Origin of the sequence: Ahrensia sp. 13_GOM-1096m (assembly GCF_000620605.1) — a bacterium.
Classification (GTDB): domain Bacteria; phylum Pseudomonadota; class Alphaproteobacteria; order Rhizobiales; family Rhizobiaceae; genus Ahrensia; species Ahrensia kielensis.
Genome location: NZ_JIAX01000010.1, coordinates 300,879 through 325,303 on the forward strand (window position 1 = coordinate 300,879; position 24,425 = coordinate 325,303).

Sequence of the window (24,425 nt, forward strand, 5' to 3'; positions counted from 1 at the left end):
CGAAAGCCCGACATGCTGGATAGTGAAACCAAACGCCGAATTGATACGTGCCGAGACATCCTCGTCGGAAAAGTCCCTGATCCGAAAAGCCAAGTTGAACAAATTACGGTTGCCCTTATCTATAAGTTCATGGACGACATGGATCTAGAAGCAGAAGAATTAGGCGGCAAAGTATCATTCTTCACGGGAGAATACAAACGCTACCGTTGGTCAAAGTTGGTGGCTCCGGGTGTCACTGGACAAGAGATGCTAAACACGTATTCAGAAGCGCTAACGAAGATGGTCGAAAATGTTGGCTTGCCAGAGTTGTTTCGGTCGATCTTTCGCAATGCTTACCTGCCATATCGCGATCCAGAAACGCTACGGTCGTTTTTACGGGAGATTAACGGGTTTTCCTATGAGAACAGCGAGCGGCTCGGTGATGCCTTTGAATACCTACTTTCGGTCTTGGGCAGTCAAGGGGATGCGGGACAGTTTCGCACACCGCGCCACATTATCGACTTTATGGTTGAAATTATTGACCCAAAGAAAAACGAAGTCATTATGGACCCGGCCTGTGGCACGGCTGGATTTTTGATTTCGGCTTACAAACACATTCTGAAAAATAACTCGACCAACGCAAACAGCGGTAATGGGGTGTCCGAAGGCACAGATGCATCTGAGCAGGCACTGGAAAGCCCTTTGCGTTATGCGGGCGACCTCTTGAGCCAAGCAGATCGTGCGCTTATTGCAAAGAACATCAAAGGTTATGACATCTCGCCTGACATGGTGCGGCTTAGCCTCGTGAACCTCTACTTACATGGCTTTGCCGACCCTAAGATCGAGGAGTACGATACGCTCACGTCGGAAGATAAATGGGGCGAGATGGCGGATGTGATCCTCGCCAACCCGCCGTTCATGTCTCCGAAGGGAGGGATCAAGCCACATACCAAGTTTCAGGTCCAATCGAAGCGCAGCGAAGTTTTGTTTGTGGACTACATCGCGGAACATCTAACACCACAGGGTCGCGCTGCTATCGTCGTGCCGGAAGGTGTCGTTTTCCAAAGCCAAAGTGCCTACGTCGCTTTGCGCAAAATGTTGGAAGCAAGCTATCTCGCCGCTGTGATTTCGCTACCTGCAGGTGTTTTCAACCCGTACTCTGGCGTCAAGACGTCCATATTGATCCTTGATCGTGCAGTCGCCAAAGCAAGCAAGCATGTCGCATTTTTCAAGATTGAAAATGATGGGTTTGCTCTTGGAGCGCAGCGTAAGGCTCAAAAGGGATCGGAGCTTCAACAGGTTAAGGCCGAGCTTTCCGATTGGTTGCAAGCCGCACGTGCTGGCGGTGGCGAAGAGCTTGAAAGCCAACACGGGTTTTCAGTCAAGCGCACAGAACTGATCGAAAATGAATTTAATTTCAGTGGAGAGCTGTACCGGACCGAAGAAAAGCAAGAGTACGCAATTCCTCGTGTCCCGATTGGTGAAATTTGTAAAATCAACCCACCCAAAAGCCAACTTAAAGAACTGGACGGCGACACCGAAGTTTCCTTTGCGCCAATGGCTGACCTTAATGAATGGCGTATTGGGTTTGAACCCTCTGAAACAATGCTTCTGAGCGAAGTGGGGAGCAGTTACACCTACTTTGCCGATGGCGATGTTTTACTCGCAAAAGTCACACCATGCTTTGAAAACGGGAAAGCCGGGATCGCGCAGAACCTTGCCAACGGGATTGGCTTTGGGTCAAGCGAATATTATGTAATCCGGCCAAGCGAGAAGGTCTTGCCACAGTGGATTTATCGCTGCGTGATGCACGAGGCATTCCGTTCACGAGCTATCCCGCAAATGACAGGAACGGGTGGTTTGCAAAGGGTGCCACGCGGGTTTATTGAAAGGTTTGAAATCCCTTTGCCGCCGCTTGAAGTGCAAAGGGAAATTGTGAAAGAGATCGAAAGCTATCAGCGTGTGATAGACGGTGCCCGCGACGTCATCGACAACTATGGCCCATACATTCCAATTGATCCCGAGTGGGGCAGTAACAAACTAAAGAACCTGATCGAGACGGTAACGCCAAAGCTGAAATTACAGACAGATGACTATATGCTGGAAGGTGAAATACCAATCATTGACCAGTCGAAAGAGCTGATCGCCGGGTGGACGAATGAGGTTCAAGGCGCGATCCAACCCAACGAAGGGTTGGTAATTTTTGGAGATCATACATGCGTAGTGAAGTTTGTCGACCAGCCTTTTGTTCAAGGGGCTGATGGCATCAAAATTTTAAAAGCAAAAGATGGCGTGTTAGCCCGTTATCTCGCCTATTTCCTTCGGGCATATCCATTGCCACAAGATGGTTACCGCCGCCACTTCTCAAAACTCAAGGAGCGGGAAATCTTGTTGCCGTCGCCGGATGAACAAGCTTCAATCGTTCAGGAGCTAGATGCCGAGCAGGCCATAGTCGACGGCAACCGTGACCTGATCGTCCGCTTTGAAAAGAAAATCGACGCTGCAATCGCCCGGGTCTGGGGGGAAGCCAAGTCGGCTGACGAGGCGGCGGCATGATTGAGGGTGCAGAAACAATCCATTATTACTTGCCTGTTTCTTATCACACAGGAAAAGAGCGTGACTATGTGAGTTTTTTGTGGGACGCCTATGTCACAAACGTCGAGCACGACAAATACCAGTTTGCTTTCCTCGCCTACCACATGCTCGTGATGAGCTTTGTTTATTTCAACATCTGGCAGATCAAGCTGATCCGTCCGGTGCAATTTGAAACCGCGATGGTTGGGTTCAACAAGAACATGGAAAAGGACCTGATGGCGGCGACATCGCCGTTCGTGTTCAGTGTTGTCAACGAAAGCACGGTACTCCGGTTTCTCAAGCTGATCCAATGCGACAATGGCAAAATCGGGACCTATGCCAAGCTCGTTGGTGAACGAAACAACACTGCCCATGCAAACGGGAACATCTTCTTCAATTCAGAAAACGAATTTGGCCGTAAGGTGGTCGACATCTTACGAACAGTTGAAGAAATCCAACGGCACAGCTCCGATATCATAAAAGAAGGCTACCGCAACTTCCTGATAGCCTCACAAGATGAGGAAGAACGCGAATACGTTGATGTAAGCGAACAAGTTGTCGAAGTGCTTGTGAAGCAGTTTTATATGTCGATGAGCGATATCGACTGTTGATTTTCAGCAGATTTTGACCCATCTTTTCATTTGAATCTGCCCCACCGAAACAGGTGTAACTAGTTACAGGTAAAAAGCTTTTCGCATTGAAGCTGGATCATGACGAAACGGCAAACTGGATCAATCTCACCCGACAATTAACAGTCCGGCGTTTTTATCTGATAAAACGTCGATCAAATCCGAGCCAGTAAGTAGACCAAAAGCGGCTTTGGCGGACCCTTACACACCGACGAAATAGAGAAGTTACTTAACTTAAATATTTCTGTAAGCGCGACCGACTTTATTCACTCCGTATGATCTGATGACAGCTTGCGCCAGATGGAAGGTCAAAAAAGTTTTTCTATTTAGGGAACCTTCCAGCGCTGGAATGTTGTTTACCTTTTGCAAACGCAAAGGAGAGAGCCATGGGCTATTCGAGATTTTTCGCAATGATCATTACATCCACAGCTGTGATGTTTGGGCTGATGTACTTGAATAGTTGGGCTTTGGATCATGTGTTCTTTAGTGAGACACGAACCTATATGGCGCTTTATATGGGAGCCGTAATGGCGGTAATAATGCTCGCCTTCACGCTAAGTATGTACACAAACAAGAAGATGAATATCGCTATTTTTGCAGGCGCAGCATTGCTATTTTCAGGATCGCTTTATCTGGTGCGCAGCCAAGATACGGTAGACGATGTCTCATGGATGAAGGCGATGATACCCCATCACTCAATCGCCATTCTTACGAGTAGTCGCGCAAACATATCTGACCCACGTGTGCGAAAACTTGCCGATGATATTATTGAAGCACAGAAAAACGAAATTGCTGAAATGAAGGCGCTCATTATCGACCTAAACGGAGGCCAAGCAGCAACACCGGAAGTCGAAAGGAAATCACAATGATGAACGACATGATGAACGACATGATGAGTAACGGAATGGCGGGCTATGGCATGTTTGGCATGGCACTGATTGGCATCGTTGTCATTTTAGCAATAGCAGCTTTGATCAAATATTTGATGAAATGAACCGCATTGAACATTGATTCAATCTGGAAGTTGCCGAACATCGACCAAATAAAAATGACGAAAGTAAGCAGGAGGCAGGCGTATATTATTACGCCTGCCTGACTTTTTTTATTACTTCAATTCAGTAACTGTTAGTTTGCCTTTAACGCGATCAGCAACGAACTCGATTGGCTGACCTTCCTTCAATTTCTCCAGCATCGCCTCATCAATTGTACGAAACACCATAGTCATGGCGGGCATGTCTAAGTTTGTCAGTTCCTCATGTTTGATGGTAACTTTTTTCTGCTTCATATCCACCTTAGTCACGGTGCCTTTAGTATATTCCACGGCGAAAGATGCCGTCATAGAAGCGATGATAATTGCTGCTGCCGTCGCTGTTTTTACGATAGTTTTCATAGTATTTTCCTTTTTGATAAATTATTTAACGGCAACTTGAATTTTGCCCTTCATGCCTGACTCGTAGTGTCCAGGAATTAGGCAGGCGAACTCAAATGTGCCAGCAGTTGTGAATGTCCAAATGATCTCGCCATCGGTGCCCTCGATCAAACGCACGGCGTTTGGATCGTCATGTTCCATCTCCGGCATTTTCTCCATGGCCGCTTTGTGCATCATGATATTATCGTGTTCGTCTAGAACGAATTCGTGCTCTAACTCACCGATATTTTTGACGGCAAAACGAACAGTTTCAAACTTTTTTACTTGGATTGTATTGGGTTCAAAGAGCATGTCTCCGTCATCCGTCTCTTTCATTATGACCTCAATTGTACGGGTAGCTTTTGATGCTTTGCCGGGCACACCGATCTTCATTTGGTCATGCCCACCTGCATGACTTCCAGCAGCAAAGGCGTTGCCAGCAACAAGAAGAGCGAGGGCTGTGATTGTCAGTGAAATTTTCATTGAATTTCCTTTCTAGGGTTGAATAATAGTTCGGCGCTAAAGTTAACCATTTTTACCGTGAGCCATTTTTGTGGATGCCGGTTTAGGGGTGATCTTAGTCGATGCGTCAGCCGCTTTTGCATGTTCCGGTAGATCGCCAGTCCACTCCCATGCCTGTGTTCCAGGAGGATTTTCGTACCAACCTGGATCGGAGTAATCATCTGCGTCTATGCCTTCACGGACTTTGACGACGGAAAACATGCCGCCCATTTCAATGGGGCCATATGGTCCCCATCCTGTCATCATGGGGATGGTGTTATCTGGCAGCGGCATTTCCATAACACCCATATCCGCCATGCCGTTCGTACCCATCGGCATATAGTCAGGTTGAACTTTACGAATTTTCTTGGCCAACTTGGACTTATCTACACCGATAAAAGTAGGAACATCGTGCCCCATGGCATTCATAGTATGATGCGATTTATGACAATGGATTGCCCAATCACCCAGATGATCGGCAACGAACTCATATGCACGCATAGCGCCCACGGGAATGTCGATAGAAACTTCCGGCCATTGTGCAGTTTCAGGCACCCAGCCGCCGTCAGTGCAAGTAACCTTGAAGTCATAACCATGCATGTGAATCGGATGATTTGTCATGGTTAAGTTGCCAACTCGAACACGAACCTTGTCGCCCTTGTTCACAACAAGCGGGTCAATGTCTGGAAAGATGCGGCTATTCCACGTCCATAAATTGAAATCCGTCATTGTCATAATTTTTGGAATATATGACCCAGGATCGATGTCGAACGCGTTGAGCATTATCAAGAAGTCGCGATCCACCGGCATAAAGGTTGGATCTTTCGGATGGACAATGAAAAAACCCATCATCCCCATAGCCATCTGCACCATCTCGTCGGCATGTGGGTGGTACATAAAGGTGCCGCTTTTCACGAGGTCGAACTCGTAAACATAGGTCTTTCCGCTAGGTATACCTGGGTGTGACAGTCCTCCGACACCATCCATTCCCGAAGGTAAAATCAATCCATGCCAATGCACTGTCGTGTGTTCAGGCAATTTATTTGTCACATATATACGAACGCGATCACCCTCAACCGCTTCAATTGTCGGGCCTGTCGATTGACCATTATACCCCCAAAGATAGGCGGTCATTCCATCAGCTAATTCTCGCTCGACAGGCTCTGCAACAAGATGAAATTCTTTCACGCCATTGTTCATACGAAATGGAAGCGTCCAGCCATTTAGCGTCACGACAGGATTGTAGTCCAAACCTGTCGTCGGCCGCACTGGGCTCTGCGTAGAAGCAGATTCCATAATGGCCGCTTCAGGCAAGCCCATATTCGAAGTCTTTGCCCATGCCGACGTTGAGGCCAACGCCGCACCGGCTGCACCTGCTCCAAGAAGACGACGTCTGCTTATATCAGTCATTTCAATTTTCCTTTCGAGGTGTTGTTAGTGACCGCCGCCAGCATCAGCGAGGGTTACGGCACTACCACCGCCACCTGCCGAAGCGCCGCCGCCATAAATTGCCGCGTTCAGATTTGCGTCCGCCAGCCAGAAATCGCGCTTGGCATTAACGGATTGCAAGAGCGTGCCGATCTTTGCGCGTGTATCTGCGAGTAGCTCAAATGTGTTGGTAATCATGCCATTGTAAGTGAGCAGGCTTTCGGCTTCGATTTTCGTGCGAAGTGGCAAAACACTGTTCTTATAATGGCGGGCAATATCGTAACTAGAACGATAGCCTTTGTACGCTGAGCGCGCTTCGGAACGAATGTTGATCGCTTTTTCTGCAAGCAAATTTGCATCGCGCATATAAGCAAGTTCTGCTTTTCTAAGCCGCGCTTTACCACTATCAAAAATCGGTATTACAAATTCAAACTCTACTTGAGGCGATATAGAGGTTTCAACACCGTCCTCTTCTCTTTCACGTTCAACTTCTGCACCGCTAATGATCTCCAAGTCAGTCAAATAACGCGTGGATTCCGTTAAACCATAAGCTTTCGCTGATGCTTCGAGCTGAAGTTTAGCAACTTGCAAATCAACTCTTTTTTGTAGCGCTTCGCTTTCAACCGCATTTTTGGTTTGTATCGTTCTTGGAAGCTTTGGCTGCTTATCAGGAACAAAGTAATCAACCTCCGTTCCCCACAATCCCATAATGCGCGTAAGCTCTTCCTTAGCCAATTGTGCTGCAAGTTTAGCTTCTGCTGTTTGCCCAGTTAACTCAGCGTAAAAAGCGTGTTCACGTGCTTGCCCTGCTTTAGGTAAAGCACCACTTTGGCCAAGTTTTTGTGCCAATTCTGATGCCGCATCTGCTGCAGCTTTACCTTGATTAAGGTAATAGATTGTCTCGAATGACGACACCGCTGTTATCCAAGCGCGACGCGTTTCAACAGCAACTCTCAGTGTTTCAACCGCAGCCTTGTATTGAGCTTGCCTAAACTTGGTATCAGCTAAATCTACACGGCGCTTGCGTGTCATGCTGGATAAAATATTGGTTGCAATCATTCCCTCAACGGCACGAAATAGCCCAAGGTCGGGTGCTGCTATGCCCAATATGCCAACCGACATCACTGGATTTTCTGGAAGAGATTGTTGCCAAACTTCAGCAGCGGACATGCCTATATCGGCGTAGGCTGCCTGAAGGCCCTTGTTGTTGAGCAACGCAACTTGGACAGCTGTATCAGCACTGATGGTTTTTTTATGAACCATAGTGTGTGCACGCTTTGAAAGCGCGGTTGCCTGTTCTTGGTTTTGCACCCAAACTGATTGTTTGCCGGTCGCAACCAAAGTTGAAGAAGCTACTTTTGCAAACACAGCATTTTTTTCACCATAGATGCCACCATCATCCGTTGACATACAGCCAGCAAGTACAAGCGGTGTAAGAATAGTTGCGATACGAATAAGTTTTGTACGTGTCATGATTAACCTCCCATCGCTGGAGGAAGTGCATCATTTAATTCCCGCCACGGTTTTGGGTCCACCGGTTCGCGGTGTGTGTAGTCACCGATGATGTTGTGGTGATGTGTATTGCGGATGGCCAAATGAGCATCCACAGGTGATCGCAAGGCGAGCGTATTGGTTGGTGGCGTGGTTGTCTCGTTCAACAACGTGCACCCACTCAGCGCCGTCGAAGCAACGACAGCAATAGCTAGATTTTTCATGAAAAAATGCCTGAAATAAAAATTATTCGTGTTCTGCATACGATCTAGTACGCAGAGGTTCAGCTCATTCGAGCGGAGACGAAATCAGGCGTTTGGTGGGCGGTGTAGCTCAAACTTGCCATCTGCAAACAGCAAGACACTTGGCAAAGATAAATGTTCTTCAGGGATGGATTGGCGATAAATGTTGTTCGGCGATGTAATCAAAAATGAAAAACAAAAGAACATGCTGCAGCCAGAACCATTCTCACTCGTGTTTTTTTCATGGTCGCCTGTGTTCTCTTGATCCACCTTTTGGTGACTAGAACGATCATGTATATTTTCGGGGCTAATATGTGAATGAGCACTATTTGCGATTGAAAGATGATTATCAATTTGAGCAATGGAAGCGGAAGCATGGTCAGCCAGCAACGGAAGTGAAAACAGTGAGTAAATCACTGCTATGCAAATCAGGCGGATTGTTTTCAAACCAAGCTTCAAAACCAGTAGCCATTTCATTTATCAAAAGCGACTTGCACGAATCGTGAGGCCGACAAAAAACAATGATGGACCTTCCATGAGGAGGAAGGTCAAGCATATTTGCGTCCTCAATCATATTTGGGACGGATTTATGTTCACGTTTTGGTTTATACTTGTATTTCATTCGCAGGTTTTGCCTACCCAACTCAACCTTTTTTTTAATTCACCAAATGGCATACCTATCCCAGCAAAGTACAAATCAATCCCACTATTATGCATTCCAAGCAAGCAATGCAGAGGCAGTATGCGCTCATTATGCTAACGTTTATTCACATCCGCATCACCGAGAACTGAACGGCTCCAAGAAGTCGCAGATAAAACCAACACAGAATTCTGTCGTCAGATACGATACAAATACAGATCATGTCCTTTGGGCTTAAAGCCCAGAGAGCTATGCGTTTGGGAGGTGTGCTCATACGGACTCGAACCGCAGACCTACTGTTTACAAGTCAATCTTTTATAAAGCGCAGTGCCACTGGAATGAGCGCTGTCAGGAAAATTATTCGCAATACATGGTGGGCTGCAATAAAGGCGGGGTTGGCATCCATCATTATGCCCATCGCCGCCATAGTTTCCAAACCACCAGGTGCGAATGCTATAAGTAAATGTGCTGACGGCACATCAATAAACATTCCGACGATAAGCGCAGCGGCACCAGACACCAGAAGCGCAACACCTGTTACCACTAGTGAAGCAGTGAGTGCACCACTCAGAAGCGTCCATGTGGCTCCATTAAACCTTGTGCCAATCAATATACCCATGAGAATAAAGGCAGGCGATGTTAGCCAGAGTGGTATTATACCCGTCAATATTTCAGTCACATGAAAGAAGGCAGAAACGATCAATCCACCCATCAAAAGCGCAGCGGGCATTTTAAGCTTAGTCAAAACCACCCCTACCGCAACCGCTACTGAAGATAAAATAAACAACCCTTTAAACGTAATAGGTGCTCCTTCGAGCCCAAAGCTTGGTTCTAAGTCAGGATAGATAAGAGCAACGATGAAAGGAACCGCTAGTGTAAGCGTCAGCACCCGCATAGTCTGAACAATGGATAAGACAGGTATATCAGCTTTGGTTTCCGTGGATAGGCTGAGTACATAGCTTAAATGTCCAGGTGTGGCAGATAGTAAAGCTGTGTGCTTGTCATAACCAAACAACGTGCTCAAAAATCGCGCACTCACAATCATAATGATGATCAGTCCTGCAAATAGCATCAAAATTGAAAGCGGCCATTTAGCAGCGGTGGCAACTGTTTCAGGTGTAATACCGGCACCCATCGTCATACCGATCACAACGAAAACCCCATTACGTAGAAAGTTGGGCATGAATAACGGAACACCTAAAACACCTGCTAGCGAAACTACCAAAGCTGGCCCCGTCAAAAACGGTGCAGGAAAACCAATTACCAGAGCTATCATCGCAGCACCAAATCCCAGTACCAAGGCATAAAGTATCGACTTCAATTGAGATGATGGCAGTTGCTGTTGTAAGTACTTAGAAAGTGGATTTTTCATTTTAATCTACAAATGAAGCTGTTTCGTTTGATTTAGCTGCAGTGGACTTTACTCCGCTGGCTTATCTGGCCCGTCATATGTCCAAAAATACTGTGGAGGCGTTGGCCCTTTGTTTCGTCCTCCTTGGTTCATCTGCTCCCAAGCATGAGAAAGAATACCAACGGATCGTGAGAGGCAGAAAAGCCCGCGTGCAAGCGGTCCAGCAAAACCAAGTTCTGCATAGATGATTGCAGTCGCGCCATCTATGTTCATAGGCACCGGCCTGCCCTTCTCATCATTTAGATATTTTTGTATCAAACGCCCGATAGATGCGTACTGGCCTCCGACAATGCTATCTTCCACCGCTTGATCGACAAGCGCCAAAAGCCGTGGTGCGCGCGGATCTTCAGGTTTGTGAAATCGGTGACCAAATCCAGGAATGAACTTTGTGCGTTCACTACGCCATCGTTCAACGGCATCAGAAACCGCGATCGTAATCGGCACGCCATCTTTCATAGCATCATGCGCCCAACCATAAAGCTCAACCGCTTGCTCCCCAGCGCCCCCATGAACATCGTCCAGCATATTGACCGCAGACGCCATTGCTCCATTTAAATCCAAGCCGCAAGTCACAGCCATGCGCGCTGTCGCGATTGATGGTGCTTGCGGACCGTGATCAACAGCTGAGACCAACGCACATTCAAAAAGCTTAGCATGTTCGTCGCTCGGCAATTGTCCACGTATCATGAGCCAGATCATTTGAGGAAAAGTCACATTGCCAATCAAATCTTGAATAGGATGTCCACGCAAATTAATTTTGCCCGGCTCCATATCGATAATTGATGTTGTCCACCAATCAGAAACATCACTATGCCTTTTTTTCAAATTATCGCCTCACTTTTGAGTTGAGCAAGTTCTTCTGGTGAAACACCAACTTCGAGCCAAATAGAGTCGTTATCTTGACCCAGCTCAGGCGGAGGTGCATCTACGCTAGGCGCAGCCCCACCCAACTTTATACCTGTTGTCACTAACGTAACATCACGTCCAACCCCAGGAACATTCTTGTAGTCTTTGCAAAAACCACGATCAGCGATCTGAGGCATTTTCAGGACTTCAGGTACAGTCAAAACAGCGCCTGCAGGTACGCCCAATGCGTTCAATTCTTTTGCCCAGTCGCGCGCAGGGCGCTGCAATAGTGCTGCCTCTAATTCAGTTTTCAAAGCAAGTCTGTTTTTCTTGCGCTTTTCGCGTGAAACATACTCAGGGCGATCAATCAGCTCAGGCAATCCGAGATGGTTGGCTAGAATAACCCATTGCTCATCCTTGTTGGCTGCAATGTTAAGTAGCCCACCCTGCGCTTCAAAAGCACCTGATGGCGCAGATGTCATGTTTTCATTGCCATTGGGGCTTGGCTCCACACCCGCCACCAGATAGTTGGAAACCACCCACCCCATTGTCGCCAGCACAGATTCCAACATTGACACATCAATGAAAGTGCCTCGCGGTGAAGTGTTGAGCGCCGCCGATATCGCGAACGCTGCTGTCATGCCGCCAACGGTGTCAGCAACCGGATATCCAACACGCAAAGGGGCGCTTTGCGAATCGCCCGTTATAGACATAATGCCCGATGCACCTTGAATAATTTGATCATATGCAGGGCGACCAACCCACGGGCCTTCTTGTCCAAAACCCGAAATAGCACAATAGATCAGCGTTGGCTTAATGGTTTTAAGTTTCTCATAATCAACACCAAGACGTTTCATTACGCTGGGGCGAAAATTTTCCACAAGCACATCTGCTGTTTCAACAAGACGTTCAAATAGCGCGCGCCCTTTTTCAGATTTCAGATTCAGCGTGACAGACTTTTTACCAGCATTTTGCGCCAGAAAAGAAACGCCCATATTCTTTTCGTTAAGTGCTGGGTCAGCACCCAATTGACGCGCAAGATCCCCGCGTCCAATTGCTTCCACTTTGATCACTTCGGCCCCTAAATGTGCCAATTGATGGCAACAAAAGGGACCGGCGAGCACATTGGTAAGATCGAGCACGCGTATACCTGCAAGTGGTTTACTCATTTCATGGTCCTAGTCGGCACTGGCTGCATCTTTCGTTTTGTTTCGCATCTTCGCAAAAACCGGAGAGAGCATAGGTACGAAAAGACACAACACAGCAATGGTTAAAATTGCCAGCGTGAGCGGACGCTCCCAGAGAAATGACCAGCTGTCATTATTGATGAGCAATGCACGGCGAAGGTTTTCCTCCATCATGCCGCCTAGAATAAAGCCCAAAATCATCGGTGCGAGCGAAAAGGAAAGAAGTCGCAATACCGTTGCTGCAAGGCCAAACAACACCATCAGCTGAATATCAAATGTATTGAATGATACGAAATAAACGCCGATCAATGAAAAAAACAAAATAAGTGGCAGTAAAAAACGAGCAGGAATAGCAAGTACACGAGCGATATACGGAATAAGCGGTAGGTTCAAAACGAGAAGAATGATATTTCCGAGCCACATTGATACGATCACCGACCAGAACACGTCCGGCTGATCAATATAAAGCCGAGGGCCAGGCTGGATGCCATAACCAATTAGCGCACCAAGCATAATGGCAGTTGTACCAGAGCCAGGAATACCAAGTGTCAAAAGCGGTACAAAAGAGCCCGTCGCAGCAGCATTATTGGCTGTTTCAGGTGCCGTCAGTCCGCGTATAGAACCTTTGCCAAAGAGCTTGCCTTTTTCTGCACCCGCAATGCGCTGCTCTGTACCATAAGCTAGGAAGCTGGCAATCGTGGCACCCGCTCCCGGCAAAACACCAATGATAAAACCAAGTACAGATGAACGCCCTATAACAGGCACCATCTCTTTGACTTCTTCTTTTGAAATGGCCATTGAGCCAAGTTGTGCAGCGGCTTTGCGTTCTTCTTCGCGTTTACTTTCATCAATCTTTTTGATGATGGCCATCAGCGCTTCAGACAAAGCAAATGTTGCCATTACAAGGAGCAAGAACGAAATGCCGTCGACCAAATCGATCATACCAAGTGTAAAGCGCGGCACACCAACGGTCTGGTCAGTACCAACGGTAGATAGCATGAGGCCAAACACTGTCATTAACAGTGCTTTGATAACCTCACCTTTACCGGCAAATGCCGCAACAGCAGAAAGACCAAGAACCATCAGCGCAAAGTAGTCAGTTGATTGAAAGGAAAGAGAAACAGATGCCAAATATGGCGCGGTAAGCATCAACAAGAGCGCTGCAATAACGCCGCCTGAAAATGAGGAATACGCAGCAATAGCAAGCGCTTTGCCCGCCTTGCCAGCCTTAGCCATCGGGTAGCCATCAAAGGATGTCGCAACTGTTGAAGCAACACCCGGCGCATTAATAAGAATAGATGAAGTTGAGCCACCAAAAATTGCGCCATAATAAACAGCCGCCATCAAGATTATACCAGCAGAAGGGTCAAGGCTGGCGGCGATTGGAATCATCAAAGCAATGGCCGACATAGGTCCAAGGCCCGGCAGCATGCCGATAAACGTGCCGACCAAACAGCCCATAATGACAAACATGATGTTTTGCAGCGTAAATGCGGTCGCAAGACCTATGAGAATACCGTCAATCATGACCTAATCCCTCAAAAACGATGGTAATGGCTGGACGGTAACGTCTAAGCCATAATTCATAAGAGCCCAGAAAAGAACGACCAGCGGCACGGCGACAAGCACAAGCTTAACTGGGCTGCGTTCACCCAACATCGCAAACCCTGCAATCAAGAAGGCAGATGTTGCGAGAAGAAAACCAAACGGACGAACCGTAAATCCATAAAGCGACATGAGCACTAGAAATGCTAATCCCAGCGGCCAGTTAAACTCCCTTATGGAGAAACGCTCTCGATTTGTTGGAAAGATAATAAGCGCCATGGACAAAATAATACCGACAATCGCCAAAGCTTCGGGCATTGTACGTGCGGTAAAGGCTTGATCGGCCTGAAATGGTAACAGTCTGATGTTGCCAATCTTAAGCGCATAGAAGCAGCAAAAGATGAGCAGAAGAATACCGCCAATACGGTCTTTGGTAAAAAACATAGCGCCCTCCCAAGCGTGGTGCCTCTTATTTCGTGCACACTCATTCTTGAGTGCTACGCGGAGTAGTTTGAGGCCGCACCATTGCAGCGCGGCCACAGCCATTAAATGGCGGTTGTCGGAAAAACTTTGGCTTACAAGAAGCCAAGTTCTTTCATCAGGCTTCCAATTTGTTCTTCTTGTGCTTCAAGGAATTTAACAAAATCGGCGTCTGGGTTATAAATATCAACCCAGCCATTGCGATCACGCACAGTCACCCATTCAGGTGTTTCATACATTTTCTGAAAAGCATCAATATAGGCTGCTTTCTTCTCATCGGACATGCCAGGCGCGCCGAAAAAGCCGCGCCAGTTAACGAATTCTGTACCCGTTGATCCAGCTTCATTACATGTAGGCACTTCAGCCATAGCGTCGTTACGCTCCGTAGATGTTACGCAAAGAATGCGCACTTCACCTTGCCGCGCAAGAGCTATCGCTTCACCAAATCCAGTAGCCAGCCCTCTAATTTCACCTGAAAGCAAACCTGCCATTGCTTTACCGCCAGCATCATAAGGAATGTATTTTACCTTCGTTGCATCCGCACCAGCATTTTTCATAACGAGTGCAGCAATCAGATGGTCCATACCACCAGCAACAGAACCGCCGCCAACAGCGACCTTTGTCGGATCAGCTTCGTAAGCTTCAACAAGACCGGCAAGATTTTGAATGTCGGAGTCTTTATTTACAACAATCGCACCGTAGTCGCCAACGGTACCCGCAATAGGTGTTAGATCGCGAAACGATTGTGGAAACACGCCCGTCAATGAACGAATTACGATTGGTGTTGAGTTCACCATCAAAGTATTTTCATCATTTGCTTCAATGATATGGGCGATTGCCTTACCGCCGCCACCGCCAGACATATTTTCATATGAAGCCGAACCAACAAGGCCAGCTTTAGTCAGGGCTTCGCCTGTACCGCGCGCTGTACCATCCCAGCCGCCACCTGCACCACCAGGAATGAGAAACTTAATTTCTTCAACAACCTGATGACCTGCAGCTTGTAGCGCAGTATGTGCACCAAAAAGAACAGCACCAGCAGCCAGAGCCACTTTCAACGATTTAATCATTTGATTCCTCCCAAGGATCTGTCATCCGCAAAGTGTTGTGCGGAAGTGAGAGCAATCAAACAGACAAACCTGACATGAACCTGACAGGCAATACTTTCGTCTTATTCTCCTAGAAGTGCTTTGTTCCACTGTTTAATAAAACGCGCACGTTTTACCTGATCTAAATAGGCTACCAAACCTGGCCCAATAGAAATTGGTCGGAGACGCGCACCATATTTTTTCTTAAAGGCCGAAGCTGTGTTTTCGCCAAGAACAAGCGGGTTTATGGATGGTAGCTCCAACTCATCAGCCATAATGGTTTGCCCCTGCGCAGACATTAAAAAGCTGAGTGCTTTTCGTCCCAAATCAGGTTGCGCAGCTGCTTCTGGTACAAGTGCAATACGCGACAAAACAACTGTATAATCCTGTGGATGTATTATACCGATACTCGGCGAGGCAGAAGCCCATTGTTGCGCATAAGAGCCAAGAACATTGTAACCAAGAACCAAACGGCCATCTTTTACCCGCTCCAAAACAGACGAAGAGTTGGAATATAATTTAACGCCCGCCGCTCCCATAGCCCTTACAAGTTTCCAAATGTCGCGATCATGTTCGCCGTCACGTGCTAGAAACAGATATCCTAAACCTGAGCTTTCAATGTCGTAGGTGCCAATTTTCCCGTGAAGACTATCGCCAGGTTGATCCAACAACATACGTAAGTCGGCGCGATTTTGCGGAACAGGCTTATCTTGAAAATAGTCTTTATTATAAACGATGACCGACGGCTCAAATGTGATGCCAAAAGCACTATCTCGCCAAGATGCCCATTTCGGCCATGGCTCAATCGTATTGCTAATTCGCGCAGCATAACCATCATTTGCCAGCTTAACTTGAAGATCCATAGCTGATGAAATTAAAAGATCAGCTGTCGCCAAACCTGCGTCCGTCTCTTCTATCGCACGCGTATAGATTTCTATGGTCTGCAAATCATAGTAATGAATCTCAACATTTGGTTCCAGCACTTGAAAAGCGCTTAACAAAGGGCGCGACACCTCTGCATCCAAAGAGGAGTAAATTGTAAGAACACGACTATTTTCTTCACTCTTGGCGGGCAATACCATTTGCGCACACGCGAATTGAATCGAAACAAAAAGAATAAACAGTGAGGATAAGATTCTAAGAAACATGCCCCATACTGACTATAATATTTGAAGTTCACAATCCCCTCTGCATGCAATAGATTATCCAAGGGAGGCCACATGCGAATTTTACTGGTGGAAGACAATGTACAACTTGGCGAAGGTCTAAAGACACTGCTTGAGCAGTCCTATGCTGTTGATCACGTACTCAACGGTGAAGATGCGTTATTGGCTGTGAAGTCCCATACTTACGATCTTGCTATACTCGATTTGAGCCTACCCGATATGGACGGTCTTGATGTATTAAGAGAGATACGTGGCAGTAAAATGTCGTTGCCTATACTTATCTTAACAGCGCGCGGCAAACTGGACGATCGTATTGCAGGGCTTGATCGCGGTGCGGATGATTACATGGCAAAACCCTTTGAGTATTCAGAATTGGAAGCGCGAATTCGCGCCCTACTTCGGCGTCTATCAATGGAGAAAACATCGCAGTTAAAACTTGGCTCGATACAATTTGACTTGCGTAATAATAGAGTAACCGCCGATGATACCACGATTGAGCTTTCTGCACGTGAGACCATGGTACTGCGTGCCTTGATGTTAGCCAACGGCCGAGTTTTATCCAAACCCCAACTCTTAGATACGATCACAAATCTCGAAGATGATGTTAGCGAAAACGCCGTGGAACAATATGTCAGCCGCTTACGTAAGAAACTACAACAGCATGGCATATCAATCAATGCGGCGAGAGGTCTTGGATATCACTTAAGCGAGACAGCGTGACAAGTAGCCCAGAAATTTTCTCTACCAATTCTATTAGAAGTCAATTGCTTCTTTGGATGCTTGGACCACTTCTTATTATCGGTTCAATTGCGATTATAGATGGTTACCGTGCTGCCCGTTCCACAGCTAATGCCGTGTCTGATCGCGTATTATCAGGCTCTGCACTAGCAATTGCCGAGCGTGTTTTCGTCAATGGTGAGAACGGCCTGGAAGTCGACATTCCCTACGTTGCGCTTCAAATGTTGACATCACTTGAAGACGACCGTGTATTTTATAAAATCGAAAAAAATGATGGTGGGTTTATAACGGGTTATCGCGACTTGGCACTTCCAGAAACAAATGCAAGCCTGAATGATGTAACATTTGCTGATAGCGTATTTCGTGGCGCTGAAGTGCGCATCGCGACATTTCATGGTGCAGCATCTTCGACTACAAGATCATTCAGTTTTCGGGTAGCCGTTGCCGAAACTACAAATGCACGTGTCGCAGTAGCACAATCAATCCTTATACGTTCGCTCCTGCGCCAAGGTATCTTGCTGTTAAGTGCGGCGATACTCATTTGGCTTGTTGTCAGTCATGCCTTGAAACCGTTGCGGCGGCTTGAGATGGCTGTCAGCCGTAGAAGCCCCGATGATGTACGCCCTATTGAACACTCTGTCCCGCAAGAGGTTCAAGGTTTAGTCTTTACAATCAATGGCCTTGTAGAGCGCTTTTCTTCATCCATTAAGGCATTGCAAAATTTTACGTCCAATGCGAGCCACCAATTCCGAACCCCGCTTTCATTGATCAAGACCCATTTGGAAGTAGCCGTTCGCGAAAAGGACCCTGCCAAGCAAATACAGGCAATTGATCGGGCAGGAAAAGCAGTCAATGATGCTGAGCGCCTCATGTATCAAATGTTATTGCTTGCCCAGTTGGATGCGGCTTCAAAGCAGAAACTACAAGAACAAAAATGTGATCTAACATCAGTCGCACGCGATGCTTGTAATGATTTCATCCTTCAGTTGTCTCATAATAAACGAAGCGATGTCGACTTAGGTTTTCATACCGACGGAGACATCAATGTGCGTGGCGACAAAACACTTATTCAAGAGATAGTTCGTAATCTCATCGACAATGCCATTAAACATAGCGGTTCGCCTTCACACATTGACGTCGAAATTACAGCAAATAATAAATATGGCATTCTCAAAGTAAGTGACCAAGGGTGCGGTTTTGACGAACAATTCCTCGCAAGCGAAATAGATGAACAGCTTGGTAGCCTAAAGAACGCAGACAAAACAAATTTTGGTCTGGGGTTGTCCATTGTAAAAGATATTGTGAAGCTTCACGGCGGAAAAATAACGGCGCGACGTTTAAGTTTACCAACAGGCATGTCAGTTATTGTAAAATTGCCGCTCACCAAATGAATGAGAGGTGATAGTTACTGCGCAGATGAAGAACCTTTTCCTCAATCTCGACCGGCGTCCGATTATAGTGCTGCTTTGGAATAGATGGGCGGTTGATTAGGCCAGCTTCGCCTTGCTTGGCATAGCCTTCACGCCAACGATAAAAACTTGAGCGACCTATACCAAAATATCGACATTTTTTAACGACGCGGCCGATATCTTCGGCGTGTTTAAGTATGCGTAATTTATGTTGAACTTCGCGTTGATTTTTGTTCATAAACATCTCCTACTTCCCAGAATTGGGAGCTTATCGAAAATGTTCTGCGAGTAACGAGATATCTAAAGCCCTCTAGCATCATAATCCACAGCACCATAGCCATCGCGGCCCAAAACGCAACGAGTAAAAGAACGGCCTGAAACCAAAAAAAACAGCGCGAGACCTGTCCATTAAATTTCGTATGTGGCGCGCAAAGTTCATCTTTACGCTAATATAATAACGGCAGCACCCACTCGCTCACACTATTCTAATTAAAACCCAATGAATTTCAAAGCATGAAACGTACTTAAACTAATTGAGCCATTACACTTTAATTGCTGTACTTCTGCAACCCGTACAGGATTGGAGGTATTTGCATCGAGAACACAATTATCTGCTGCATTATACTCTGAGTATTCAGCGCACAAGCATCATAGATTTTATGGATCTATGCGTGGTTTTCTCCGCTAGCGACCATCAATAAACGGCTGCTTTGAGTGACAGTAATTTTCTGCCTACTACTCTTAACAAACCCTTGCTGCTCCCATGCGCTTAAAAGCCTTGAGACGGTATGAAGTGTCGTACCGGTCATTTCCGAAATGTCTTGGCGTGAGATGGGGAAATCAATCAAAATCCCCTCATCCGTCTTTTTACCAGTTTGATTTGCAAGCTTTAGTATGACACTAGCAACACGCTGTTCAACGCGTTCTGTTGCCATCTCCACAATTCGGTCTTGAGCGTCCTGAAGGCGCGCGCCAATCATCGCATATGTGTTGGTTGCAAAACTTGGGTATCGCTGAATAGTTTGTTCCCAAACTTTATCTGGCCACGATAAAGCCACACAATCAACGGCGGCAACTGCATTTGCAGGATAAACATCACGTCCCATGGCATGGGCGATACCAAACAATTCACCGCTTGAAATATAACGTGCAATGACCTGCTCACCGTGCGGCGTCACCTTAACAACGCGAATATGCCCATCTAAAAGCAGGAAAAAAGAATGAGCATTTCCACCTTGCTCGAAAATATGCGCGCCTCTTTCATAATGCGCTGATGTGGCTTGGCTAAGCAGCTCGTTAAGGTCTTGAATTTCGATATCAGCGAACGGCGGCAAACCAGCCAAAAGAGAAGCATCGAGTCTTTTCATAAATGTACCTAGAGGTTGCGTAAGCGCAAACTCGTTCACGAGATCTAATGTTATCAACAATACATACACACATGTATGACCCTGAAAGGCAACAAAATGCGTAAAATTTTACTACTAACAACCTTGATCAGTACTATTTTTATCTCTGGCCTAGCCCAAGCCGCAGAATTTGAAGTTCAAATGCTGAATAAGGGCGAAAAAGGCGGCATGGTCTTCCAACCTGATTTTGTTAAAGCTGCTCCTGGTGATACAATTAAATTTATCCCGACCGATAAGGGGCATAATGTCGAATCCATTAAAGGTATGGTTCCAGATAGCGTTGAGAAATTCAAAAGCAATTTCAACAAAGAGTTTGTACTTACCGTCGAGAAAGATGGCCTCTATGGCGTTAAGTGCTCACCGCATTACGGTATGGGTATGGTGGCTTTGATCGCAGTTGGCGAACCAACCAACGAAGCAGAAGCGATTGCGGTGAAGCAAAAAGGTAAAGCTAAAGAACGCTTTACGGCTATATTTGAAGAGTACGAAGCTTCTAAATAGCGTATAATTAGATAGATTTATGAGGCGGGTTGGCTTTTTCCAATCCGCCTTTTACCATTTGAATCTGGAGGCTTAAAATGTCAATTACTCCCCCTTCCAAAAGACTTATCCGACCTCGCATAAAAAAGTACTAAACATTTAGCTGCCAGTCAGCAAAATCCACCAATTGCGCGCACGTTGAAATGAAAAAAAAGCAGGATTATCACGTACCAATCGGATACCGAGATAGTCTGGAGACGGGCCAACACCGCAACCACCGGATTTTGCATCTTGAATAAAGATTGTCATGTAGGAGCGATGTTTTCCTTCCACGACACGAATGGTGCAGTTTTCCTTGCCGGAGGTTACTATCTCACCATTCATATTTACAACCGAGCGCTGATAGCACGTATCTGTCCACTCCCAAATATTGCCGGATTGATCATAGATACCGAGTTCATTGGCACCATATTCGCCTTTAGGCTTAACGATTGGATCAGACTTAATGTTTAGGTCGATTACCTGTTGGTATTTCAGCAGAGCGCGCTTTGACGGATCAGCTGAATCGCTATCTAACGCATCATCAAAGAAGCGACTTCCTGCCGAATAAGCCCACTCAGCATCGGAGGGTAAGCGCCAAGTGATGCCTGTTTTCTGCGTGAGCCAACGTGCGTAACTCTGCGCATCAATAAAGCTCACACCTGTCACAGGCTTATCGTCAATAAGCGGATATTTTTGTTTGAATGGCAATGCGCAGGCAGCATCAGCAACACATTGCGCATATTCTCGGTTCGAAACCTGATACTTCATCACGGATAATGAGCGAGCAAAGCGAACATCTATTTTGGGAGCGCTAGACGGTTTTCCGTCTTTTAAGAAATCTCCCGCCATACGATATTCATGTTGTCCTGCAGAAATTTCTTCAAGTTCAGGAACAAGAATATTGTCGCTAAAACTGCTTGTTGCAGTGATTATTGCTGCACAAGAAAGCAACAATCCGCCGGCTGTTATCAGTTTTTGTTTCATTGCAACCTCCAGCACTTCAGTCCGCAATCATAGGACTGCGGACTGAAATTGTGTCTATTAATGTAGGTTTATGGCAGCGCTTTTTTGCTTTTGTAGATCGCGCTAACATCCTCGCCATAGGGGCTTGGTGCGACAACCTGAGCCATCAAATCATTATTCCAATCTCCTTCAACAACGAAGTGAGCTGTCGCTCCAAGATTTACGGCTTCAATCAAATTATGGTTTACATAGGCATAGACGCCCGGTTGGCGGAATGTGTAAAGAGCTGCACCCGCTGAGCCACCGCGGATAAACCATGTCTCATTATCGCGTTGTGGTGGATTATTAAACTTGCCAGTTTCCCAGACAAGATCTCCATGCCCTCCAATCAAGTGCGGGCGTGTATCGCGGTTGGCCTGAGAGTGCACAATCAATACACGATCACCAACATTAGCCGTAAGCGCATTGTCACCAGTGAGCGCTCCTGCCTTGCCATTAAAAACCACATGGGTCGGTATGAGACCATTCATGACTTCCAGTGTTTCACCGTATGAACTACCGACATCTTCGAAACGTTTGAAATTGCCGTTCGCATCTCTGGGAATATAAAAATCGTTTTCGCCAATATAGAACACTTTATCATAGCTTACGGGCTGTCCCTTATCGTCTTTAAGACCTTCACGCGGCAAAACCATTATGGCGCCACTCATGCCAGAAACCACATGCCATGGGATCATCGGGCCGCCCGGAGCACAGTGATAGACAAAGGTACCAGGCCTATCAGCTTTAAACCGAAGCACAGTTTTTTCACCCGGATTAACAAGTGTCAGCGCACCACCACCAAGACCACCAGTGGCAGCATGAAAATCAATGTTATGTTGCATCTGATTTTCAGGAGGGTTGATCAATGTGAGCTCGACATAATCGCCTTCATGAACAACCATCAATGGGCCAGGAATAGAGCCATCAAAGGTCATACCCTGAAGCATCGTACCTTCGTCATCAATCTCGTGTTCTTTTTCAACGATTAACAATTCAAACTCAACGATGCTTGGCGGATCCTTAGCAACTTGATCATGCACATGAACAAATGGCGGCGGCACCAGTTTCACTTTTTTCCTTGCCACTTTGCTCAAGTCAACTTTTTCACCTATGGGCGTCATGCTTTCAGAATCGGCTGATGCCACAGTTATTCCGGAAGCGATCGGCGCTACCGCAGACAGTGCTACACCCATCAGGGCTGTACGACGTGTGATCATAGTAATTTCCCTTCACCAACCTCATAATTGAAGCGATGTAGACAAATTAGCTCTTTTCGCAGCCGCGCTCTTTGCGCTAGTGCAAACAAATGTGCCTTTCGCAAAAATGTACTGACTATTGATATTCTGCAGAAATATAAGAATTCAGATAGCAGCTGGAATAAGCGTTTGCTGATAATTGCATGATAAGGTTTTTGATTTCAACCAGAAGTGACCCGGTTAGTCATCTAATTTCCATTGAGAATTGACCCATGTGAACCTTCCTCCAAAGCAATTTTCTGCGGGGGACAACGGAGTGATCCACATGGGACTTTTAAACATCATCAGACGTATGGCATTACGAGAGAAGTTGCCGATCCGAGAGATCGCGCGGCGGATCGGAATGTCGCGCAATACCATCGAGAAGTATTTGAACGCGGGAACTATCGAGCCGCAGTTTGCGACGCCAGAACGGCAGAGCAAGCTTGACCCTTTTGCAGAGAAGCTTGCAAACTAGTTGAAGACTGAAGCGGGTAAGTCGCGCAAGCAACGGCGCACGCTTAAGCAAATGCATGCTGATCTGGTTGTTCTCGGTTTTACCGGGTCATACGGCCGGGTGGCAGCTTTTGCGCGAGATTGGCGGGCTGATCGGCAGCGGGAGCAGCAGACCACGGGGCGCGGCACCTTCGTGCCATTGATCTTCAGCCCAGGTGAAGCATTCCAGTTCGACTGGAGCGAGGATTTTGCCGTTTGGGGCGGGGAGCGCACAAAGTTGCAAGTCGCCCACATCAAGCTCTCGCACAGCCGGGCTTTCTTGGTCCGAGCCTATTTGCTGCAAACTCATGAGATGCTGTTCGATGCTCACTGGCACGGCTTCCGCGTCTTTGGCGGTGTTCCCGAGCGCGGCATCTACGATAATATGCGCACCGCCGTTGACCGTGTCGGTTGCGGGAAAGAACGGCAAATTAATATGCGTTTTCTGGCAATGGCGAACCATTATGTGTTCGAGCCAGAGTTCTGCAACCCTGCGGCGGGATGGGAGAAAGGTCAGGTTGAGAAGAATTTCCGAGACGCCCGGCACCGGTTCTGGCAGCCTATGCCCGAGCACTGCGATCTTACAGCGCTGAACGCTTGGTTGGAACAGCGCTGTATAAGTCTATGGCCTGAGATTCCTCACGGAGGTCTGCCCGGCAGCATTGCCGATGTTTAGTTCCATGAGCAGGCGGCACTGATGCCGTTGCCACGCGCTTTTGATGGCTTTGTCGAACATAGCAAGCGAGTCTCCCCTACATGTCTGATCAACTTTGAACGCAATCGTTACAGCGTTCCTGCATCTTTTGCTAACCGGCCTGCCAGTTTACGGGTCTATCCCGAACGGCTTGCTGTAGCCGCCGAAGGTCATATTTTGTGCGAACACACACGCATTATCGACCGCTCACATAAAAATCTGGCGCGCACGATTTATGACTGGAGGCATTACTTAGCAGTCATCCAGCGCAAGCCAGGAGCACTCAGGAATGGCGCACCTTTTGCA

Annotated in this window: 23 protein-coding genes and 2 pseudogenes; 8 read left to right on the plus strand and 17 right to left on the minus strand. The window is 46.9% G+C overall.

From position 1 onward, the window contains the following. Nucleotides 1-12 precede the first annotated feature (12 nt). The 4 genes from N530_RS0107645 (at nt 13) to N530_RS19400 (ending at nt 4,176) form a co-directional block, all read left to right on the plus strand. Nucleotides 13-2,535, plus strand: coding sequence for an N-6 DNA methylase (locus tag N530_RS0107645; protein WP_026480219.1), 2,523 nt, complete (start codon nt 13-15; stop codon nt 2,533-2,535). Next, on the plus strand, nt 2,532-3,164 hold the full coding sequence (locus N530_RS17640; RefSeq protein ID WP_051540818.1) for a hypothetical protein: 633 nt from the start codon (nt 2,532-2,534) through the stop codon (nt 3,162-3,164). Before N530_RS0107645 ends, N530_RS17640 begins: the two co-directional genes overlap by 4 nt. A 404-nt stretch (nt 3,165-3,568) precedes the next feature. Then, nucleotides 3,569-4,051, plus strand: coding sequence for a DUF305 domain-containing protein (locus tag N530_RS0107655; protein WP_026480220.1), 483 nt, complete (start codon nt 3,569-3,571; stop codon nt 4,049-4,051). Next, entirely contained in the window at nt 4,048-4,176 is a 129-nt protein-coding gene (locus N530_RS19400; protein ID WP_256374314.1) for a hypothetical protein, read from the plus strand. Before N530_RS0107655 ends, N530_RS19400 begins: the two co-directional genes overlap by 4 nt. 111 nt (nt 4,177-4,287) lie before the next feature. Here the strand turns inward: N530_RS19400 and N530_RS19245 are convergent, their stop codons facing one another. The 13 genes from N530_RS19245 to N530_RS0107725 all read right to left on the minus strand — a co-directional run bounded on the left by N530_RS19245 (nt 4,288) and on the right by N530_RS0107725 (nt 16,531). Continuing rightward, nucleotides 4,288-4,572: a copper-binding protein gene (locus N530_RS19245; RefSeq protein WP_026480221.1), complete on the minus strand. Its 285-nt coding sequence runs from the start codon at nt 4,570-4,572 to the stop codon at nt 4,288-4,290. A 21-nt stretch (nt 4,573-4,593) separates the two neighbouring features. Continuing rightward, on the minus strand, nt 4,594-5,073 hold the full coding sequence (locus N530_RS19250; protein ID WP_026480222.1) for a plastocyanin/azurin family copper-binding protein: 480 nt from the start codon (nt 5,071-5,073) through the stop codon (nt 4,594-4,596). Between the two features lie 42 nt (nt 5,074-5,115). Continuing rightward, complete coding sequence (locus N530_RS0107675) at nt 5,116-6,501, minus strand: multicopper oxidase family protein (protein ID WP_035266600.1); 1,386 nt, start codon at nt 6,499-6,501, stop codon at nt 5,116-5,118. 24 nt (nt 6,502-6,525) lie between these two features. Further along, entirely contained in the window at nt 6,526-7,992 is a 1,467-nt protein-coding gene (locus N530_RS0107680; protein WP_026480224.1) for a TolC family protein, read from the minus strand. Nucleotides 7,993-7,994: 2 nt separating this feature from the next. Further along, nucleotides 7,995-8,234, minus strand: a complete 240-nt coding sequence (locus tag N530_RS18580; RefSeq protein WP_155851948.1) for a hypothetical protein — start codon at nt 8,232-8,234, stop codon at nt 7,995-7,997. 84 nt (nt 8,235-8,318) lie between these two features. Further along, nucleotides 8,319-8,729 (minus strand): hypothetical protein, encoded by a 411-nt coding sequence (locus N530_RS0107690; RefSeq protein WP_026480225.1) that lies wholly within the window; start codon nt 8,727-8,729, stop codon nt 8,319-8,321. A 470-nt stretch (nt 8,730-9,199) separates the two neighbouring features. Next, complete coding sequence (locus N530_RS0107695; RefSeq protein ID WP_081773919.1) at nt 9,200-10,264, minus strand: AbrB family transcriptional regulator; 1,065 nt, start codon at nt 10,262-10,264, stop codon at nt 9,200-9,202. Nucleotides 10,265-10,312: 48 nt separating this feature from the next. Then, nucleotides 10,313-11,074 (minus strand): citryl-CoA lyase, encoded by a 762-nt coding sequence (locus N530_RS0107700; RefSeq protein WP_247869179.1) that lies wholly within the window; start codon nt 11,072-11,074, stop codon nt 10,313-10,315. A 50-nt stretch (nt 11,075-11,124) separates the two neighbouring features. Then, on the minus strand, nt 11,125-12,318 hold the full coding sequence (locus N530_RS0107705; protein ID WP_026480228.1) for a CaiB/BaiF CoA-transferase family protein: 1,194 nt from the start codon (nt 12,316-12,318) through the stop codon (nt 11,125-11,127). A gap of 9 nt (nt 12,319-12,327) precedes the next feature. Then, complete coding sequence (locus tag N530_RS0107710; RefSeq protein WP_026480229.1) at nt 12,328-13,863, minus strand: tripartite tricarboxylate transporter permease; 1,536 nt, start codon at nt 13,861-13,863, stop codon at nt 12,328-12,330. 3 nt (nt 13,864-13,866) lie between these two features. Continuing rightward, nucleotides 13,867-14,325 (minus strand): tripartite tricarboxylate transporter TctB family protein, encoded by a 459-nt coding sequence (locus tag N530_RS0107715; RefSeq protein WP_026480230.1) that lies wholly within the window; start codon nt 14,323-14,325, stop codon nt 13,867-13,869. Nucleotides 14,326-14,456: 131 nt separating this feature from the next. Beyond that, nucleotides 14,457-15,431, minus strand: a complete 975-nt coding sequence (locus tag N530_RS0107720; RefSeq protein WP_026480231.1) for a tripartite tricarboxylate transporter substrate binding protein — start codon at nt 15,429-15,431, stop codon at nt 14,457-14,459. Nucleotides 15,432-15,532: 101 nt separating this feature from the next. Next, entirely contained in the window at nt 15,533-16,531 is a 999-nt protein-coding gene (locus tag N530_RS0107725; RefSeq protein ID WP_155851949.1) for an ABC transporter substrate-binding protein, read from the minus strand. A 138-nt stretch (nt 16,532-16,669) separates the two neighbouring features. On the opposite strand from N530_RS0107725, the gene N530_RS0107730 reads away from it, so the two are divergent. Together N530_RS0107730 and N530_RS17650 are read left to right on the plus strand one after the other, a co-directional pair. Further along, nucleotides 16,670-17,335 (plus strand): response regulator transcription factor, encoded by a 666-nt coding sequence (locus tag N530_RS0107730; RefSeq protein WP_026480233.1) that lies wholly within the window; start codon nt 16,670-16,672, stop codon nt 17,333-17,335. After that, nucleotides 17,332-18,744: a sensor histidine kinase gene (locus tag N530_RS17650; protein WP_162150944.1), complete on the plus strand. Its 1,413-nt coding sequence runs from the start codon at nt 17,332-17,334 to the stop codon at nt 18,742-18,744. Before N530_RS0107730 ends, N530_RS17650 begins: the two co-directional genes overlap by 4 nt. A gap of 4 nt (nt 18,745-18,748) precedes the next feature. Here the strand turns inward: N530_RS17650 and N530_RS0107740 are convergent. Further along, nucleotides 18,749-19,000: pseudogene (locus N530_RS0107740) on the minus strand (helix-turn-helix domain-containing protein); the annotation flags it as partial. 427 nt (nt 19,001-19,427) lie between these two features. Beyond that, nucleotides 19,428-20,129, minus strand: coding sequence for a Crp/Fnr family transcriptional regulator (locus N530_RS0107745; RefSeq protein ID WP_026480235.1), 702 nt, complete (start codon nt 20,127-20,129; stop codon nt 19,428-19,430). A 96-nt stretch (nt 20,130-20,225) separates the two neighbouring features. On the opposite strand from N530_RS0107745, the gene N530_RS0107750 reads away from it, so the two are divergent. Next, nucleotides 20,226-20,669, plus strand: coding sequence for a pseudoazurin (locus tag N530_RS0107750; RefSeq protein ID WP_026480236.1), 444 nt, complete (start codon nt 20,226-20,228; stop codon nt 20,667-20,669). A gap of 138 nt (nt 20,670-20,807) precedes the next feature. On the opposite strand, the gene N530_RS0107755 is transcribed toward N530_RS0107750, so the two are convergent. Together N530_RS0107755 and nirK are read right to left on the minus strand one after the other, a co-directional pair. Next, nucleotides 20,808-21,674 carry an SUMF1/EgtB/PvdO family nonheme iron enzyme gene (locus N530_RS0107755; protein ID WP_035266604.1) on the minus strand — a complete coding sequence of 289 codons (867 nt, stop codon included), beginning with the start codon at nt 21,672-21,674 and terminating at the stop codon, nt 20,808-20,810. Nucleotides 21,675-21,742: 68 nt separating this feature from the next. Then, nucleotides 21,743-22,912 carry a copper-containing nitrite reductase gene (gene nirK, locus N530_RS0107760; protein WP_026480238.1) on the minus strand — a complete coding sequence of 390 codons (1,170 nt, stop codon included), beginning with the start codon at nt 22,910-22,912 and terminating at the stop codon, nt 21,743-21,745. Between the two features lie 304 nt (nt 22,913-23,216). Between nirK and istA the strand changes: the two are divergent. Continuing rightward, nucleotides 23,217-24,425, plus strand: a pseudogene (gene istA / locus N530_RS17655) (IS21 family transposase); the annotation flags it as partial.

Coding starts and splice junctions, on each gene's coding strand:
- N530_RS19400 (WP_256374314.1), top strand. CDS start 4,048: ATGATGAACGACATGATGAACGACATGATGAGTAACGGAATGGCGGGC.
- N530_RS0107720 (WP_026480231.1), bottom strand. CDS start 15,431: ATGATTAAATCGTTGAAAGTGGCTCTGGCTGCTGGTGCTGTTCTTTTT.
- N530_RS0107750 (WP_026480236.1), top strand. CDS start 20,226: ATGCGTAAAATTTTACTACTAACAACCTTGATCAGTACTATTTTTATC.
- N530_RS0107710 (WP_026480229.1), bottom strand. CDS start 13,863: ATGATTGACGGTATTCTCATAGGTCTTGCGACCGCATTTACGCTGCAA.
- N530_RS0107680 (WP_026480224.1), bottom strand. CDS start 7,992: ATGACACGTACAAAACTTATTCGTATCGCAACTATTCTTACACCGCTT.
- N530_RS0107655 (WP_026480220.1), top strand. CDS start 3,569: ATGGGCTATTCGAGATTTTTCGCAATGATCATTACATCCACAGCTGTG.
- N530_RS0107725 (WP_155851949.1), bottom strand. CDS start 16,531: ATGGTATTGCCCGCCAAGAGTGAAGAAAATAGTCGTGTTCTTACAATT.
- N530_RS0107755 (WP_035266604.1), bottom strand. CDS start 21,674: ATGAAACAAAAACTGATAACAGCCGGCGGATTGTTGCTTTCTTGTGCA.
- N530_RS0107705 (WP_026480228.1), bottom strand. CDS start 12,318: ATGAGTAAACCACTTGCAGGTATACGCGTGCTCGATCTTACCAATGTG.
- N530_RS18580 (WP_155851948.1), bottom strand. CDS start 8,234: ATGAAAAATCTAGCTATTGCTGTCGTTGCTTCGACGGCGCTGAGTGGG.
- N530_RS17640 (WP_051540818.1), top strand. CDS start 2,532: ATGATTGAGGGTGCAGAAACAATCCATTATTACTTGCCTGTTTCTTAT.
- N530_RS0107675 (WP_035266600.1), bottom strand. CDS start 6,501: ATGACTGATATAAGCAGACGTCGTCTTCTTGGAGCAGGTGCAGCCGGT.
- N530_RS0107745 (WP_026480235.1), bottom strand. CDS start 20,129: ATGAAAAGACTCGATGCTTCTCTTTTGGCTGGTTTGCCGCCGTTCGCT.
- nirK (WP_026480238.1), bottom strand. CDS start 22,912: ATGATCACACGTCGTACAGCCCTGATGGGTGTAGCACTGTCTGCGGTA.
- N530_RS0107695 (WP_081773919.1), bottom strand. CDS start 10,264: ATGAAAAATCCACTTTCTAAGTACTTACAACAGCAACTGCCATCATCT.
- N530_RS19250 (WP_026480222.1), bottom strand. CDS start 5,073: ATGAAAATTTCACTGACAATCACAGCCCTCGCTCTTCTTGTTGCTGGC.
- N530_RS0107715 (WP_026480230.1), bottom strand. CDS start 14,325: ATGTTTTTTACCAAAGACCGTATTGGCGGTATTCTTCTGCTCATCTTT.
- N530_RS0107700 (WP_247869179.1), bottom strand. CDS start 11,074: ATGGAGCCGGGCAAAATTAATTTGCGTGGACATCCTATTCAAGATTTG.
- N530_RS0107730 (WP_026480233.1), top strand. CDS start 16,670: ATGCGAATTTTACTGGTGGAAGACAATGTACAACTTGGCGAAGGTCTA.
- N530_RS0107645 (WP_026480219.1), top strand. CDS start 13: ATGCTGGATAGTGAAACCAAACGCCGAATTGATACGTGCCGAGACATC.
- N530_RS0107690 (WP_026480225.1), bottom strand. CDS start 8,729: ATGAAATGGCTACTGGTTTTGAAGCTTGGTTTGAAAACAATCCGCCTG.
- N530_RS19245 (WP_026480221.1), bottom strand. CDS start 4,572: ATGAAAACTATCGTAAAAACAGCGACGGCAGCAGCAATTATCATCGCT.